General features: G+C 71.2%; 12 protein-coding genes. 9 read left to right on the top strand and 3 right to left on the bottom strand.

Annotated elements, in window-relative coordinates:
• Positions 1 to 138: 138 nt before the first annotated feature.
• The 4 genes from KZJ41_RS13320 (at position 139) to KZJ41_RS13305 (ending at position 6,069) form a co-directional block, all read left to right on the top strand.
• Positions 139 to 1,176: an alpha/beta fold hydrolase gene (locus tag KZJ41_RS13320; protein WP_006935025.1), complete on the top strand. Its 1,038-nt coding sequence runs from the start codon at positions 139 to 141 to the stop codon at positions 1,174 to 1,176.
• A 185-nt stretch (positions 1,177 to 1,361) separates the two neighbouring features.
• Entirely contained in the window at positions 1,362 to 3,866 is a 2,505-nt protein-coding gene (locus tag KZJ41_RS13315) for an RNA helicase (protein ID WP_029543384.1), read from the top strand.
• Between the two features lie 3 nt (positions 3,867 to 3,869).
• Positions 3,870 to 5,312 carry an amidohydrolase gene (locus KZJ41_RS13310; protein WP_029543383.1) on the top strand — a complete coding sequence of 481 codons (1,443 nt, stop codon included), beginning with the start codon at positions 3,870 to 3,872 and terminating at the stop codon, positions 5,310 to 5,312.
• Positions 5,313 to 5,316: 4 nt separating this feature from the next.
• Entirely contained in the window at positions 5,317 to 6,069 is a 753-nt protein-coding gene (locus tag KZJ41_RS13305) for a LysR substrate-binding domain-containing protein (RefSeq protein ID WP_006935028.1), read from the top strand.
• Positions 6,070 to 6,104: 35 nt separating this feature from the next.
• Here the strand turns inward: KZJ41_RS13305 and KZJ41_RS13300 are convergent, their stop codons facing one another.
• Complete coding sequence (locus KZJ41_RS13300; RefSeq protein ID WP_006935029.1) at positions 6,105 to 6,482, bottom strand: VOC family protein; 378 nt, start codon at positions 6,480 to 6,482, stop codon at positions 6,105 to 6,107.
• A 95-nt stretch (positions 6,483 to 6,577) separates the two neighbouring features.
• The gene (locus tag KZJ41_RS13295; RefSeq protein ID WP_029543381.1) at positions 6,578 to 7,234 is read right to left on the bottom strand and encodes a hypothetical protein; all 657 of its coding nucleotides are present in this window, start codon (positions 7,232 to 7,234) and stop codon (positions 6,578 to 6,580) included.
• Between the two features lie 140 nt (positions 7,235 to 7,374).
• Here KZJ41_RS13295 and KZJ41_RS13290 point away from each other — a divergent pair, with 140 nt between their 5' ends.
• From KZJ41_RS13290 to KZJ41_RS13275, 4 genes are all read left to right on the top strand, one after another.
• Positions 7,375 to 8,424 carry an alpha/beta fold hydrolase gene (locus tag KZJ41_RS13290; protein ID WP_006935033.1) on the top strand — a complete coding sequence of 350 codons (1,050 nt, stop codon included), beginning with the start codon at positions 7,375 to 7,377 and terminating at the stop codon, positions 8,422 to 8,424.
• 111 nt (positions 8,425 to 8,535) lie between these two features.
• Positions 8,536 to 9,123, top strand: a complete 588-nt coding sequence (locus KZJ41_RS13285; protein ID WP_006935034.1) for a cysteine dioxygenase family protein — start codon at positions 8,536 to 8,538, stop codon at positions 9,121 to 9,123.
• A gap of 52 nt (positions 9,124 to 9,175) precedes the next feature.
• Entirely contained in the window at positions 9,176 to 10,273 is a 1,098-nt protein-coding gene (locus KZJ41_RS13280) for an MBL fold metallo-hydrolase (RefSeq protein WP_231385898.1), read from the top strand.
• A 111-nt stretch (positions 10,274 to 10,384) separates the two neighbouring features.
• The gene (locus KZJ41_RS13275; protein ID WP_006935037.1) at positions 10,385 to 10,648 is read left to right on the top strand and encodes a hypothetical protein; all 264 of its coding nucleotides are present in this window, start codon (positions 10,385 to 10,387) and stop codon (positions 10,646 to 10,648) included.
• A 49-nt stretch (positions 10,649 to 10,697) separates the two neighbouring features.
• Here the strand turns inward: KZJ41_RS13275 and KZJ41_RS13270 are convergent, their stop codons facing one another.
• Positions 10,698 to 11,960: an aspartate aminotransferase family protein gene (locus KZJ41_RS13270; RefSeq protein WP_006935041.1), complete on the bottom strand. Its 1,263-nt coding sequence runs from the start codon at positions 11,958 to 11,960 to the stop codon at positions 10,698 to 10,700.
• A 68-nt stretch (positions 11,961 to 12,028) separates the two neighbouring features.
• Here KZJ41_RS13270 and hrpA point away from each other — a divergent pair, with 68 nt between their 5' ends.
• Positions 12,029 to 15,949 (top strand): ATP-dependent RNA helicase HrpA, encoded by a 3,921-nt coding sequence (hrpA, locus tag KZJ41_RS13265; protein WP_029543375.1) that lies wholly within the window; start codon positions 12,029 to 12,031, stop codon positions 15,947 to 15,949.
• The last annotated feature ends 40 nt before the right edge of the window (positions 15,950 to 15,989 follow it).

Genomic DNA, 15,989 nt, shown 5'->3' with positions numbered 1-15,989 from the left:
TCGTTACACTTCGCGTTGTGCAGGTCACATACAGTCAGTACGCTCAGTTCGACGAGTTGAGCTGAAGGGTCGGGCCGGAGACGGTCCGGCGCCTCGGACACCACAGGTAGACGAGGAACCGGCGGTCAGGAGACGCACATGGGTACACCGCGCACACGCACGCTCCGGCCGGTGCCGGACGCGGAGACGCGGATGGTCTTCCGCACCATCCACGGCTACCGTCGCGCCTTCCGACTCGCCGGCGAGGGCCCCGCGCTGCTGCTGATCCACGGGATCGGCGACAACTCCTCGACCTGGCAGGAGGTCATCCCGCACCTGGCCCGCAAGTACACGGTCATCGCACCGGACCTGCTCGGCCACGGCCGCTCCGACAAGCCGCGCGCCGACTACTCGGTCGCCGCGTACGCCAACGGCGTCCGCGACCTGCTCTCGGTCCTGGACATCGAGCACGTCACCGTGGTCGGGCACTCCCTCGGCGGCGGCGTCGCGATGCAGTTCGCGTACCAGTTCCCGCAGATGGTCGACCGGCTCATCCTGGTCTCGGCCGGCGGCGTCACCAAGGACGTCCACCCGGCGCTGCGCCTGCTGTCCATGCCCGGCCTGAGCGAGGTCCTCAAGCTGCTGCGGCTGCCCGGCGCCCTGCCCGCGGTACGCATCGCCGGCGGCCTGCTCGGACAGTTGCACGACACGCCGCTGCGGCCCGGCCCCTTCCTGCACGACACCTCGGATCTGATCCGGGTCCTGAGCGGATTGCCCGATCCCACCGCGTACGAGGCGTTCCTGCGCACGCTGCGGGCCGTCGTGGACTGGCGCGGCCAGGTGGTGACGATGCTCGACCGCTGTTACCTGACCGAGAACCTGCCCGTGCAGCTGATCTGGGGAGATCACGACAGCGTGATCCCGGTCAGTCACGGTTACCTGGCGCATTCGGCGATGCCCAACTCCCGGCTCGACGTCTTCCGCGGCGCCGGCCATTTCCCGTTCCGGGACGACCCCATCCGGTTCCTGCGGGTCGTCGAGGAGTTCCTCGACTCGACCGCACCCCTCGTGTTCGACGAGCAACGCTGGCGCGAGTTGCTGATCAACGGCGTCAGCGAGAACCAGATCACGGGCGGTCCGGCCACCCGCAGGGCCGTGCTCGGCGCGATGGGCGCCGACGAACGCAGCGCCACCTGAGCGACCCGCCGCCCACGACGCCCCGCGCCGAGTCCTCGAACGCCGTCGCACGTCGCCGTCGGCCCGCTCCGGCAGGTGCAGCCGTCGAGACCGGCGCGGGCGGCAGGACCCGTCGGCCACCGCGCGCCGGCCTGCCGCACACGGCGCGTCGGCGCGGTCACGGCGGCAACAACTAGCCTGGAGCGGTGCTGCTTCCGGATCTGACCCCCGACATCGTCGACGAGGACTCGCTGTTCGACGCCTTCACCACCTTCACGACCGGGCGCGGCCTCTCGCTGTATCCGGCGCAGGAGGAGGCGCTGCTGGAGCTGGTCTCCGGGTCGAACGTGATCCTCGCGACGCCCACCGGGTCGGGCAAGTCGATGGTGGCGCTCGGCGCGCACTTCTTCGCCCTGGCCACCGGTACGCGCACCTTCTACACGGCCCCGATCAAGGCGCTGGTCAGCGAGAAGTTCTTCGCGTTGTGCGAGGTGTTCGGCGCCGATCGGGTCGGGATGATGACCGGCGACGCCTCGGTGAACCCCGGTGCCCCGATCATCTGCGCCACCGCCGAGATCGTCGCCAATCTGGCGCTGCGGGAGGGCGCCGGCTCGGACATCGGCCAGGTGGTGATGGACGAGTTCCACTTCTACTCGGAGCCGGACCGCGGGTGGGCCTGGCAGGTGCCCCTCGTGGAACTGCCCCGCGCGCAGTTCCTGTTGATGTCGGCGACCCTCGGCGACGTCACCTTCCTGAAGAAGGACCTGACCCGGCGCACCGGCCGCACCACCACCGAGGTGTCCGGCTCCGAGCGGCCGGTGCCGCTGTCGTTCACCTACTCCCAGAAGCCGATCGGCGAAGAGATCGAGGAACTGGTCACCACGCACCAGGCCCCCGTCTACGTCGTGCACTTCACCCAGGCCGCCGCCCTGGAGCGGGCGCAGGCCCTGACCAGCGTGAGCATGTGCTCGCGCGAGGAGAAGGACGCGATCGCCGAGGCGATCGGCGCGTTCCGGTTCTCCACCGGCTTCGGCAAGACGCTGTCGCGGCTGGTGCGGCACGGCATCGGCGTGCACCACGCCGGGATGCTGCCGAAGTACCGGCGGCTCGTCGAGCGGCTGGCCCAGGACGGGCTGCTGAAGGTCATCTGCGGGACCGACACCCTCGGGGTGGGCATCAACGTGCCCATCCGGACGGTGCTGCTGACCGGCCTGACGAAGTTCGACGGCACCCGGACCCGGCAGCTCAAGGCCCGCGAGTTCCATCAGATCGCCGGCCGCGCCGGCCGTGCCGGATTCGACACGATGGGCACCGTCGTGGTGCAGGCGCCCGAGCACGAGATCGAGAACGTGCGGGCCCTCGCCAAGGCCGGTGACGACCCGAAGAAGCGCCGCAAGGTGCAGCGCAAGAAGCCGCCCGAGGGATTCGTCTCGTGGGGCGAGGGCACGTTCGACAAGCTCGTCGCCGCATCCCCCGAGCCGCTCACTTCGCGCTTCTCCGTGAGCAATTCGATGCTGCTGAACGTGATCGCCCGCCCCGGCAGCTGTTTCGAGGCGATGCGCCATCTGCTCGAGGACAACCACGAAGCGCGCCCCGCCCAGCGCCGGCACATCCTCAAGGCGATCTCGCTGTACCGGGGGCTGGTGCAGGCCGGGGTGGTGCAGCAGCTCGACGAGCCCGACGAGTTCGGCCGGACGGCGCGGCTGACCGTGGACCTGCAGCGCGACTTCGCGCTGAACCAGCCGCTGTCGCCGTTCGCGCTCGCCGCGATCGAGCTGCTCGACATCGACTCCCCCACCTATGCGCTGGACGTGGTGTCGGTGATCGAGTCCACGCTCGACGATCCGCGGCAGATCCTCATGGCGCAGCAGCACGCCGCGCGCGGTGAGGCCGTGCAGCAGATGAAGGCCGACGGCATCGAGTACGAGGAGCGCATGGAGCTGCTCGAGGAGATCACCTGGCCGAAGCCGCTGGCGGAACTCCTCGAGCCGGCGTTCGAGACGTACCGCGCCGGGCATCCGTGGGTCTCGGAGTTCCCGCTGTCCCCCAAGTCGGTGGTGCGGGACATGGTCGAGAAGGCCATGACGTTCGCCGAACTGGTCGGTCACTACGGCCTGACCCGTTCGGAGGGACTGGTGCTGCGCTACCTCGCGGACGCCTACCGGGCGCTGCGCCAGACGGTTCCGGACGCGGCCCGCACCGAGGAACTCGAAGACCTCACCGAGTGGCTGGGCGAGCTGATCCGCCAGGTCGATTCGAGCCTGCTCGACGAGTGGGAGTCGCTCACCAACCCCGGCGTCGAATCCGACGATCAGCAGGTGGCATTCGGCGCGGATGTGCCCAAACCGATCTCGGCGAACACGCGGGCGTTCAAGGTGATGGTGCGCAATGCGATGTTCAAGCGGGTGGAACTGGCGTCGCGGCGACGGTGGAACGAGCTCGCCGAGCTGGGCGACGGGCTCGAGGCCCAGGACTGGGCCGACCTGCTCGAGTTGTACTTCGAGGAGTACGACGAGATCGGCACCGGCCCCGACGCGCGGGGCCCGCAGCTGTTCACCGTGGTCGAGGAGAAGGATCTGTGGCGGGTCCGGCAGACCCTCGCCGACCCCGCCGGGGACCACGGCTGGGCGCTGCTCGGCGAGGTGAACCTCGCCGAGTCCGACGCGGCCGGCGAGGTGGTGTTCGACGAGTTCGAGATCGTCGAGGGCTGAGCGGTGCCGCCGTCCCTCGTCCTGCGTGGCGCCCGCACGGCGCCCGGTGCCGGCCCGGTCGACCTGCCGATCACCGGCGACCGCATCGGCGGTGACATCGCGGGCAGCACCGAGGTCGTCGACGCCGGCGGGCGACTGGTGCTGCCGGGCCTGTGGGACGCGCACGTGCACTTCGACCAGTGGACCCTCGCGCAGGCCGCGCTCGACCTGTCGGGCGCGACGTCGGCCGCGCACGCGGTCGCGCTGGTGGCCGCCCGCCTGGCCGGTGACCACGCCCCCGTCGTGGTCGCGCACGGTTTCCGCGACGGGCTGTGGCCGGACACGCCCACCGCTGCGGCGCTCGATGCGATCGCCCCCGCCCGGCCGGTCGTCGCGTTCAGCGCAGACCTGCACAGCGCCTGGTTCAATACTGCTGCGCTACAGCGCTTTTCGCTGCATCCACACCCCACGGGGCTGCTGCGGGAAACCGAGTTCATGCCGCTGATGAACGAGATCCAGCGCGTCAACCACGAGGTGCGCGATCGCCTCGTGGACTCCGCGGCCCGGGCGGCCGCCGCCCGCGGCGTGGTGGGCGTCGTCGACTTCGAGATCGCGGACACTCTCGCCGCGTGGAGGCGCCGCATCGGCGCCGGGACGCGGCACCTGCGTGTGCGGTGCGGGATCTGGCCCCGGTGGCTGGACGCGGCGATCGCGGCGGGCATGCGCACCGGCGACGTGGTACCCGGCACCGCGGGGCTGGCGACGGTGGGTCCGCTGAAGGTGATCGTCGACGGATCGCTCGGCACCCGCACCGCCTACTGTCACGACCCGTATCCCGACGGCGGGCACGGGATGTTGTCGGTGCCGCCGGAACGGCTCGAGCCGCTGATGCGCCACGCCCACGAACACGGGGTCGAGAGCGCGATCCACGCGATCGGTGACCACGCCTGCGAGCACGTGCTCGACGCGTTCGCCGCCACCGGGGCGCGCGGCAGCGTCGAGCACGCCCAGTTCGTGGCCGAGCGCGACTTCCCGCGGTTCGCCCGGTCGGGTGTGACGGCGAGCATCCAGCCGGCGCACGTGTACGACGACGTGGACCTGGCCGAACGGTACTGGCCCGGCCGCACGCACCGCGCCTTCCCGTACGGGACGCTGCACGCGGCCGGGGCGCGGCTGGTACTGGGCTCCGACGCGCCGGTCGCGCCCCTGAATCCGTGGCGGACGCTGGCCGCCGCGATCGACCGCACGCTGCCCGACGGCCGGGTCTGGCACCGCGAGCACGAACTGGACCTGCAGGTGGCGCTGGCCGCGTCCACCGGTGGTCGTGCCCGCGTCGCCGTCGGCGACGTCGCCGATTTGGTGGTGCTCGACGCGGACACGCTGCCCCGCTCCGGTGCGGAGCTGGCCGCGATGCCGGTGTGGGGCACGATGCTCGGCGGACGCTGGACGCACGGGCCGCTAGCCTGAGCGGGTGAGCGAAGAGTCCGCCCCGGTGTTCCGGCTGGCCTACGTCCCCGGGGTCACCCCCGCGAAATGGGTGCGGGTGTGGGCGGAGCGGATACCCGACGTCCCCCTCGAGCTGGTGCCCGTGGACGCCGCCGACGGCGAGGCCGCGGTGCGCGACGGCACGGTCGACGCGGCGGTGCTGCGGCTGCCGCTGCCGCGCGAGGGGCTGTCGGTGATCAATCTCTACACCGAGGTATCGGTGGTGGTGGTACCCGAGGAGCATGCCGTCGCGGCCGTCGACGAACTGAGCGTCGCCGATCTCGCGGAGGAAACGGTGCTGCATCCGCGCGACGACGTGCTGGACTGGGCGCGCCTGCCGGGAGAGGCGGCGTTCGAGCGCCCGGCCACGACGGAGACGGCCGTGTCGTACGTCGCCTCCGAGGTGGGGGTGCTGGTCGTGCCGCAGTCGCTGGCCCGGCTGTACCACCGCAAGGATCTGACGTACCGGCCGGTGACCGATGCCCCGCAGTCGCAGGTGGGCCTGGTGTGGCTTTCGGCGCGGACCACCGATCTGGTCGAGGAGTTCGTCGGGATCGTGCGCGGCCGCACCGCCAACAGCTCCCGCGGCCGGCAGGACGAGTCCCAGCCGAAGCAGAAACGGCGCGGGGAGCGGCAGGGATCGCAGCCGAAGAAGGTGGTCGGCGACAAGAAGCCGAAGACCCGCCGCGGAAACGCGGGCCGGCCGAAGAGCGCCGGACGGGCGCGCCGGCGCCGGTAGCCGCCCGGGAGGCCCCGGGCCGGAACACGGACCGCTCACGCGGACCGCACCAGGCAGAAGAGGTGGCCGCTCGGATCCCGGTAGGTGCGGAAGGTCGGGCTGGGGTTGGGCCCGACGACGCGGGTTGCGCCGTGCCGCAGCACCCACTCCTCCGCGGCGTCGAGGTCGTCGACCTCGAGGTCCAGGTGTGCCTGCAGCCCGACCCGGTCGTCCGGCCACGTCGACGGGGTGAACTCGGGGGCCAGCTGGAACGCCAGGCCCCCGCCGGCCGGGGCGCGCAACTGGACCCAGTCGTCGTCGGTGGCGGCGTCGTCGATGTCCCAGCCGAGCAGCACGGCGTAGAACGAGGCCAGCCCGGACGGGTCCGGCGTGTCGAGGACGTAGACCTGCAGTGCGATGGCGGGACGCGACATGGGCTCATGATCCCGCGAAGTCGTCGCGCGGGCCCGGCAAACGGGCCTATCCGGCGGCGTGGACCTCCGGCGGGGCGACCGAGCGCACCAGCCCCTCACCCGTTTTCGGGAGGCACGACCTCGATCTCGCGCCCCCATGCGACCCCGGGCGCGGCCGGCAACCGGTCCCCGCTCCAGAACCGTCCGGGGTCGTACCAGTTGCTGCCGCGCCCGCGTTGCTCGAGCAGCCCCATCGCCTCCAGGGTCGCGCCCACCACCTCGGCGCAGTACGCGCGCTCGAGACCCGCATCCGACGTGCGTTTCCGCCACGGCAGCCGGCCCGCGAACCAGCGCCCCGCCAGCCGGCCCGTCGAGGGGAACGGCGTGCCGTCCAGCCGGGCGACGGTGCGCAGCAGCTGATCCTCCTGCTCCGGCGTCACCTCGACGCCGAGCTGGCGCAGCCAGCCGCGCTGCCCGTACCGGGCACTCCACACCTGCACCGCCTCGCGCAGGTCGTGCAGCTGCACACCGCGGTGGTGCCGGCCGGTCCACATGTCCGGCAGGCTCCTGCCCAGCTCGGCATGCCACATCAGCGGTGGCAGATCAGCGAGGACCACCGCCATGCCGACGTGGTTGACGGGGGCGTTGGTCAGCGTCTGGATCGCCCGGTCGGCGTGGCTGCTGCCGCGGAAGATCCAGAGGTCGCCGGTGCGGGTCAGTTCCACCGCCTCGTCGAGGGTGATCCGGGACTGCGCTGAGCTCCGCTGCTGCATGACCGACAGCCTCTCACGCGGGGAGGTAACGGGATCCGGCCGCCGAGCACGGGAGGTGGTGGCCGGCCCGCCGTCGCTGCCCCGCCTCGCTGCGCCTCACCCGAGGTTGACAGCGCGGCAGACGGCGCTACGGTGCAGGGATGGACCACGAGGTCCGGTACGCCGCCAGCGGGGATGTCAGCATCGCGTACCAGGTGCTGGGCAAGGCGGGACCCGACCTCGTCTTCGTTCCGGGATTCGTCTCGCACCTCGACCTCGCCTGGGAGGAGCGGTTCTTCGCGCGTTTCCTGCGCGGCCTGGCGTCGTTCGCCCGGTTGATCTGGTTCGACAAGCGGGGCACCGGCCTGTCGGACGTGCCGCGGGAGGAGGTGTCCATGGACGCCTGCGTCGAGGACATCCGCGCCGTGATGGACGCCGCCGGGTCCCGGCGGGCGACCCTGTTCGGGGTCGCCGTCGGCGCCGGGATCTGCACCTCGTTCGCGTTGAAGTACCCCGGCCGCACACGTTCGATGATCCTGTGGGACGCCCATGCCCGGCTCCTGGAGGACGACGGGTATGCGGCGGGGTGGAGCGAGGAGTTCTTCTCGTCGGTCCTGGCCGGCATCGACGAGGGGTGGGCGACGGGCTCCGGCATCGCGTCGATGAATCCGACCCTGGCCGGGGACGAGCGGTATCGATCCTGGTTCGCGCGTCACGCCCGGGCGGCGGCGGGCCCGGCGCAGGCACGGGACCTGTTCCGGCTCTGCGCCGCGACCGATCTTCGTCCGAGGCTGCACGAGATTCGGGTGCCGACGCTCCTGCTCCACCACGTCGACGATCCGTGGCTGTCGGTCGAGCATTCCCGCTACGTCGCGGCGCGCGTTCCGGGCGCGACACTCGTCGAACTGCCCGGGATCGATCACTGGCCCTGGATCGGCGACATGGACGCGGTGCTGATCGAGATCGAGGCCTTCCTGACGGGGGTACGGCGGGGCCGCCGGGACCGCCCGGCCTGGGGGCCGGAGGCCCTGAGCACCCGCGAACGGGAGGTGGGCGCGCTGGCGGTCGCCGGACTCAGCTCCCCCGAGATCGGCCGGCGCCTGTTCATCAGCGAGCGAACCGTGGAGACCCACCTCGCCAACATCTACGCGAAGCTCGGCATCAACTCGAGGGTGGAGTTGGTGCGGCGGGCGGTCGAATTCGGTCTGTGAGCCGGCGCCCGGCACCACCGGGACGGCGCGCGACGTCCGTACTGGTACCGATGCATTCATCACTGTTGTGCGCATACCGTTCTCTTCGAGAGCGGTTGCAGGAGGTGCATCATGAACAGGCACACCGAAGTCGGCCACCGGCAGTCGATCCACGATCTGATCCCCCGCCTCCGACAGGCGTCCGCACTGCGCGACGGACCGGAGGCGGTCCGTGCGGTTCTGGCCGCAGCAGTCGCCGACGACAGCGACTGGCTGGACCCGCAGTACCAGGAGCGTCCCGAGACGCGGGACTGGGTGCTGTACCCCCTCTACCGGGCCTCGGACGGGCACCTGTCGATCCTGGTGGCGGTGTTCAAGGCCGGAGTGAGCACTCCGGCGCACAATCACGGCGCGTGGGCCGTGGTCGGCGTGTATCGGGGCCGGGAACGGGAGACGTGGTATCGCCGGCTCGACGACGGGAGTGTGCCGGGCAGGGCCCGGCTCCAGGTTGCCGACACCTTCGTGAACCCGCGGGGCACGGTGACCGTCGTTCCCGACGGAACGATCCACTCGGTGGAGGCACTCGACGGGACCGATGCGATCTCGATCCACGTCTACGGCACGGACATTCTCACGCAGAACCGCAGCACGTTCGATCTGCGGACGGGCAGCGAGGCGCCCTTCCGTCCCGATTTCACCGACCTCGGCCCCGAGCACTGACGGCCCGGCCGGCCGAAGGCTGTTTCACCGTATCCACCGGAAGGAGGAGGGCGTGAGGACGGGAGCGGAGACCCGCGATCGACGATCCGCCGGACAGCTGCCGGAGCGGGACCCCGTACGGGTGGAGCTCCGGCCGGTCGACGCGGTCGATGTGACGACGCTGGTGGACAACTCCTCCGACGTGCTGCTGCCCGACGTGGGGCCCGTCCGCCGCTGGGGGCCGGCCGGATCGGCAGGTCCGCTCCCGATCGTCCCCAGCGATCTGGCGGTCGGATTCCGGACTGTCGACCTCCTCCGAGCGGAGCACGGGTTCTCCGTACTGATCGAGGTCCGGGTCGGCGAAACCACGCACCGCGTGCTCTACGACGCGGGGGCCACGCCGGACGGCCTGATGGCGAATCTCGATCGGCTGGCGATCTCCCCGGACGGCATCGAGGCGATCGTGTTCAGCCACGGCCACTTCGACCACGTCATAGGTCTGCAGGGCCTCGCCCGCCGGCTCGGTTCCCGGCACCTGCCGATCCTCGTGCACCCCGACTTCTGGACGAGGCGGCGCATCGTCGGTCCCGACGGCGCCTTCGAGTTACCGACGCCGAGCCGCGCGGCGATCGAGGGCGCGGGATTCGTCGTCGTCGACAACCGGCGCCCCTCCTTCCTGCTGGACGGAATGCTCCTGGTGACCGGCCGGATCGCCCGGACCACCGAGTACGAGACCGGCATGCCGGGCCATCAAGCCCACCGGCACGGCCGCTGGCGGCCCGACCCGCTCATCCACGACGACCAGGCCGTCGTCCTGCACCTACGCGACCGGGGACTCGTCGTGCTCACCGGATGCGGGCACGCCGGGCTGATCAACATCCTCGAGCACGCCGAGCGGCTCACCGGGGTCGGCCGGCTCCATGCCGTCCTCGGCGGGTTCCATCTCCGCGACGGCCCGATCGTCCCCCGGACGGTGACCGCCCTCGCCGCGGCGGATCCGGCCGTGGTCGTGCCCGCCCACTGCACGTCGTGGAAGGCGCAGCACGCGCTGTTCACCGCCCTCCCGGACGCCTTCCACCCCAATGCCGTCGGCAGCCGATTCGAATTCCGGACAAGCCCGCAGCCGGATACGGCCGCGCAGGGACGCAACGGAGTACCGGACAGGCCCTGAGGCACACTGTTCGGCCGGAGCGTCCGGGCGATCGCGCCGATCGACGGTGGCGAGCATCGGTCCCAGGTGAGCGCGGCCCCAGCCCAATCCCTACCGTCTAGGCTCGCGCCCATGGCATTGAAGGGCAGGCAGTGGTGGAAGCTCGTCGGACTCGCCGGTGTGGTCGGCGTCGCGGCGACGGGCGCAGTCGTCGCGCGCGACGAGCGCAGACGACGCGCCCACACGCCCGACGAGGTACGCACGGTGCTCCACGACCGCTACGCCCGCGTCGCCGCCGCGCACGACACGCAGGGCGCGGTACCGCTGGACGACGTGCCCACGGGACTGCGCGAGCGGATCTGCACTGTGCTGCAACGGCTCCGCCCCCGCCGCTGACGCGACCCGCGGTGCCGGTGCCGAACGGTCGGCGCCGCTCGATCGTCGATCAACCCAGGGCCGAGGAGAACCCGTCCACGAGGCCCTGCACCTGCTCGTCCGTCATCACGAACGACGGCGAGATCTGCAGCGCACCCTGTCCCGCCGCCCGGCTCGAAACCCCGTGCCGCCGAAGCGCCTTCACGAACTCCAGCGCCTCACCCGGGTCGGCGAGCTGCACTGCGGCGACGGCGCCGAGACCACTGCGGACCTCCGCGACGCGCGGGTGCTCGGCCAGCGGGGACAGCTTCTCGTGCAGGGTCCGCTCCAACCGCGCCGACTCGTCGAGCAGGTTCTCGCGCTCGATGATGTCCAGGTTCGCCAGGGCAGCCGCGGCGGCACCGGCGTGCCCGCCGTAGGTGTAGCCGTGCCGCCACCACACCCCGCCGGCAAAGAACGGCTCGGCCACCTTCGGCGCCACGAACACCGCGCCCATCGGCACGTACCCCGAGGTGAGGCCCTTCGCCGTGGTGATCAGGTCGGGTTCGAGTCCGAACCGGCCAGAGGCGAACCACGACCCGCCGATGCGGCCGAAGCCGGTGACCACCTCGTCGACCACGAAGAGCACGTCGTGCTCGCGGCAGATGTCGCGGACCTCGGCGAGATAGCCCTCCGGCGGCAGGTACACCCCACCCGCGCCGATGATCGGCTCACAGAAGAACGCCGCGATCCGGTCCGCGCCGACCCGCTCGATGAGGGCGAGCAACGACTTCGCGTCGTCCCAGGCCACCTTCGCGGCGTCGTCCCACAGGTTCCCGTACCCCTCGGCGTTGACGGGGATCCCGGCGAGCGACGTGCCTCCGACGTGCATGCCGTGGTAAGCCTTCTCGCGACTGACGACGAGGGTCTTCTCCGGCCGGCCCATCTCCTGCCAGTAGCGGCGCGTCAGCTTGGCCGCGGTGTCGATCGAATCGGAACCGCCCGAGGTGAAGAAGATCTTGCTGCCGGGAACGGGAGCGATCGTCGCGAGCCGCTCGGCCAGCTCGACGGTCGGCTCCGCGGCGAGGTCACCGAAGTTGGAGTAGTGCGCCACCTTCGCCAGCTGCGCCGCCACCGCGTCACCGATCTCGGAGCGGCCGTGGCCGACGTTCGCGAACCACAGGCCGGCGGTCGCGTCGAGATAGCGGGTGCCGGCGGAATCCCAGATGTAGGCGCCCTCTCCGCGCGCGACGACGAACGCACCGTCCCGCTCGACGACACCCATGTCTGCGAACCCGTGCCACAACGCGCCCACGATCTGCTCCTGTTCCACGAACGGCGATGAAATTGCCATCCTATGCGGCGACGGTCCGCGGGTGCCGCGCGGCGACGGTCCGCGCTTCGCTAGGCTGTTGATTCAGCATGTCCACCTCACCCGAGACCCCGCGCTCCCCCGCCCCGCCCGGGGCGACCCGTCGCGACCTGAAGGCAGGCCTCACCGAGGTATCGCTGCGCGATGAGCACCGCATCCGCCGGCGGCTCGACCGCGCCCGCGGACCCGAGGCGCTGGCGAAGATCGCCGACGAGATCGAGCAGGCGCGGTTGCGGCTCGCGGCGCGGGCGGCCGGCGTGCCGACGGTCACCTACCCCGACAACCTCCCGGTCTCGCAGCGCAGGGACGACATCGCCGCCGCGATCCGCGACCACCAGGTGGTGATCGTCGCCGGCGAGACCGGCTCCGGCAAGACCACGCAGATCCCGAAGATCTGCCTCGAACTCGGCCGCGGCGTCCGCGGCCTGATCGGGCACACGCAGCCGCGCCGCATCGCGGCCCGGGCGGTCGCCGAGCGCATCGCCGAGGAACTCGACTCCGAACTCGGCGACACCGTCGGCTACACCGTCCGGTTCACCGACCGGGTGTCGGACTCGACGCTGATCAAGCTGATGACCGACGGCATCCTCCTCGCCGAGATCCAGCGCGATCGGCTGCTGCGCCGTTACGACACCCTCGTCATCGACGAGGCCCACGAACGCAGCCTCAACATCGACTTCATCCTCGGCTACCTCAAGGAACTGCTGCCCCGGCGGCCGGACCTGAAGGTGATCATCACCTCGGCGACCATCGACCCGGAACGGTTCGCGAACCACTTCGCAGCGGCCGACGGCACGCCCGCGCCCATCGTCGAGGTCTCCGGCCGCACCTATCCGGTCGAGATCCGGTACCGTCCCCTGACGGTCGAGGTGGGCGACGCGCTCGTCGACCGCGACCCGGTGGATGCCGTCTGTGAGGCGGTCGAGGAACTCTGCGCCGAGGGAGACGGGGACATCCTCGTGTTCCTCTCCGGTGAACGCGAGATCCGCGACACCGCCGACGCGCTGCGCGACCGCAAGCTACGGGGCACCGAGATCCTGCCGCTGTACGCGCGGCTGTCCGCCGCCGAGCAGCACCGGGTGTTCACCCCACACACCGGCCGGCGAGTGGTGCTGTCCACCAACGTCGCCGAAACCTCGCTCACCGTGCCCGGTATCCGCTACGTCGTCGACCCCGGCACCGCGCGGATCTCCCGCTACTCGGTGCGCACCAAGGTCCAGCGACTGCCCATCGAGGAGATCTCGCAGGCCTCCGCCCGGCAGCGGTCCGGCCGCTGCGGCCGCGTCGCCGACGGCATCTGTATCCGGCTGTACTCCGAGGAGGACTTCGAGGCCCGCCCCGAGTTCACCGAACCGGAGATCCTGCGCACCAACCTCGCCTCGGTCGTGCTGCAGATGACGGCGCTCGGGCTCGGCGACCTCGCCTCGTTCCCATTCGTCGAGGCCCCCGACCCGCGGGCCGTCCGCGACGGTGTCGCGCTGCTCGAGGAACTCGGTGCGCTCGAACCGCCGTCGAAGGACGAACCACCGAAACTGACCGGCACCGGACGCGAACTCGCGCTGTTGCCGGTCGATCCGCGCATGGCGCGGATGATCGTGGAGGGTCACCGCAACGGGTGCCTGCGCGAGGTCCTGATCATCGTTGCGGCGCTGTCGATCCAGGACGTGCGCGAACGGCCGGCCGAGTTCCAGCAGGCGGCGGACGAGAAGCACGCCCGGTTCGCCGTCGAGGGCTCGGACTTCCTTGCGTACCTGAAGCTGTGGGACTACCTGAAGGAGCAACGGAAGGAACTGTCGTCCAGCCGGTTCCGCAAGATGTGCCGCGACGAGTTCCTGCACTGGCTGCGGATCCGGGAATGGCAGGATCTGCAGGGCCAGCTGCGCCAGATCACCCTCAACCTCGGGTGGGAGACGCGGCATCAGGACGTCGGCCACGACGCGATCCACCAGTCGCTGCTGGCCGGGCTGCTCTCGCACGTCGGCGTGCGTGAGGGCGAGAAGCGGGACTTCCTCGGCGCGCGCGGGACCCGGTTCGCGATCTTCCCCGGCTCGTCGCTGTCCAAGAAGCCGCCGCGCTGGGTGATGGCCGCCGAGCTGGTCGAGACGTCGCGGCTGTGGGCTCGGGTCACCGCGCGGATCGAACCCGAATGGGCCGAGAAGCTCGCCCCGCACCTGGTCAAGCGCACCTACTCCGAACCGCACTGGTCCACCAGGCGCGAGGCCGCCATGGCCTACGAGCGGGTCACGCTCTACGGCATTCCCCTGGTCGCGCAACGGCCCGTGCAGTACGGCCCGATCGACCGCGAGGCCTCACGCGAGCTGTTCATCCGGCATGCCCTCGTCCAGGGCGAATGGCGGACGCGCCACAGGTTCTTCCACGCCAACCGTGAGTTGCTCGAGGACGTGGAGGCGCTCGAGCACCGGGCCCGCAGGCGCGACATCCTCGTCGACGACGAGACCCTGTTCGAGTTCTACGACCAGCGCGTCGGACCGGAGGTCGTCTCGGCGCGGCACTTCGACGCGTGGTGGAAGAAGGAGCGGCAGAAGAATCCCGACCTGTTGACCTTCACCCCGGAAACGGTGGTCAACCAGGAGGCGCCCACCGTCCTCGGCGGCGACTACCCCGACGCGTGGCGGCAGGGCGATCTGCAGTTCCCCCTCACCTACCAGTTCGAGCCCGGCACCGAGGAGGACGGCGTCACCGTCCGCATTCCCGTCGCGCTGCTGGCCGGGGTCCGGCCGGTCGGCTTCGACTGGTCGGTACCCGGTATGCGGGTCGAGCTGGTCACCGCCCTGATCAAGACGCTTCCCAAGCATCTTCGCCGCCAAGTCGTTCCGGCACCGGACTTCGCTGCGGCAGCCCTCGCGTCCGTGCAGCCGCGCTCCGAGCCGCTCGTCAACGCGATGGCGCGGGAGCTGTCGCGGCTCGGCGCGGCGCGGATCGAGCCGAGCGACTTCGACCCGACCGCCCTGCCGGACCACCTGCGGATGACGTTCGCGGCCGTCGACGAACGCGGCGCCGTACTCGCGCGCAGCAAGAGCCTGACCGCGCTGCGCAGGCAGCTGGCGAACCGTGTCGAGGCCGAGGTCTCCCGGGCGGCGTCGAGCACCGAGCGCGCGCCGGCACTGGTATGGACAGCCGAGACGCTCGGCACCCTCGAGCCCACGGTCACACGCACCGTCGCCGGCCAGCAGGTGACCGGATATCCGACGCTGGTCGCCGAGGATGGTGGCGTGGCCGTGCGGGTGCTCAGCACCCCGCACGCGCAGCAGGCCGCGATGCGCACCGGGCTGCGGGCTCTGCTGCTCGAGGCGGTCCCGATGCAGGCGCGCGCCGCGACGTCGGGCCTGAGCAACGGCGAACGGCTGGCGCTCGGCCGCAATCCGGACGGCTCGTTCGAGGATCTGCTCGAGGACTGCCGGGCGTGCGCCGTGGACGAGCTGATCGCCCGGCACGGCAAGCCGGTGCGCACACCGGACGAGTTCACCGCGCTGGCGAAGGTGGTGCGGGCCCAGCTGCCGGGCCGGGTGGCGGCGCTGCTGAAGCTCGTCGTCCCCGCCCTGGCCAGGGCACACGAGGTGGAGGTGCTGCTCGAACGGGTGCGCGGCGAGGCCGCCGAGGACGTGCGTGAACAGCTGACCTCGCTGCTGTTCCGGGGTTTCGTCGCCGAACTCGGCAGTGCCCGGCTGGCCGACCTGCCCCGCTACCTGGCGGCGGCGGCACACCGGCTCGAATCGCTGCCGGCGAGCGCGCTTCGCGACCGGCAGGGCATGGACGTGCTGGACCGGGTCTACGCCGAGTACGACCGACTGCTCGCCCGGCTGCCGGAGGAGCGGGCCACGGCTGCCGACGTGGTGGAGGTCTCGTGGATGATGGAGGAGTTGCGGGTCAGCCTGTTCGCGCAGCACCTCGGCACCCGCGGGCCGATCTCGGAGACGCGAATCCTCAAGGCCGTCGCGGCGATTCGCTGATCCGGCGACGAGGATCCCGGCGCGCGCCGAACGGCGCGGC

Origin of the sequence: Rhodococcus sp. 11-3 (assembly GCF_023704055.1) — a bacterium.
Classification (GTDB): Bacteria; Actinomycetota; Actinomycetes; order Mycobacteriales; family Mycobacteriaceae; genus Rhodococcus; species Rhodococcus aetherivorans.
Note: the sequence above shows the minus strand (reverse complement) of the source record. Positions and strands in the feature narration are given on the sequence as shown.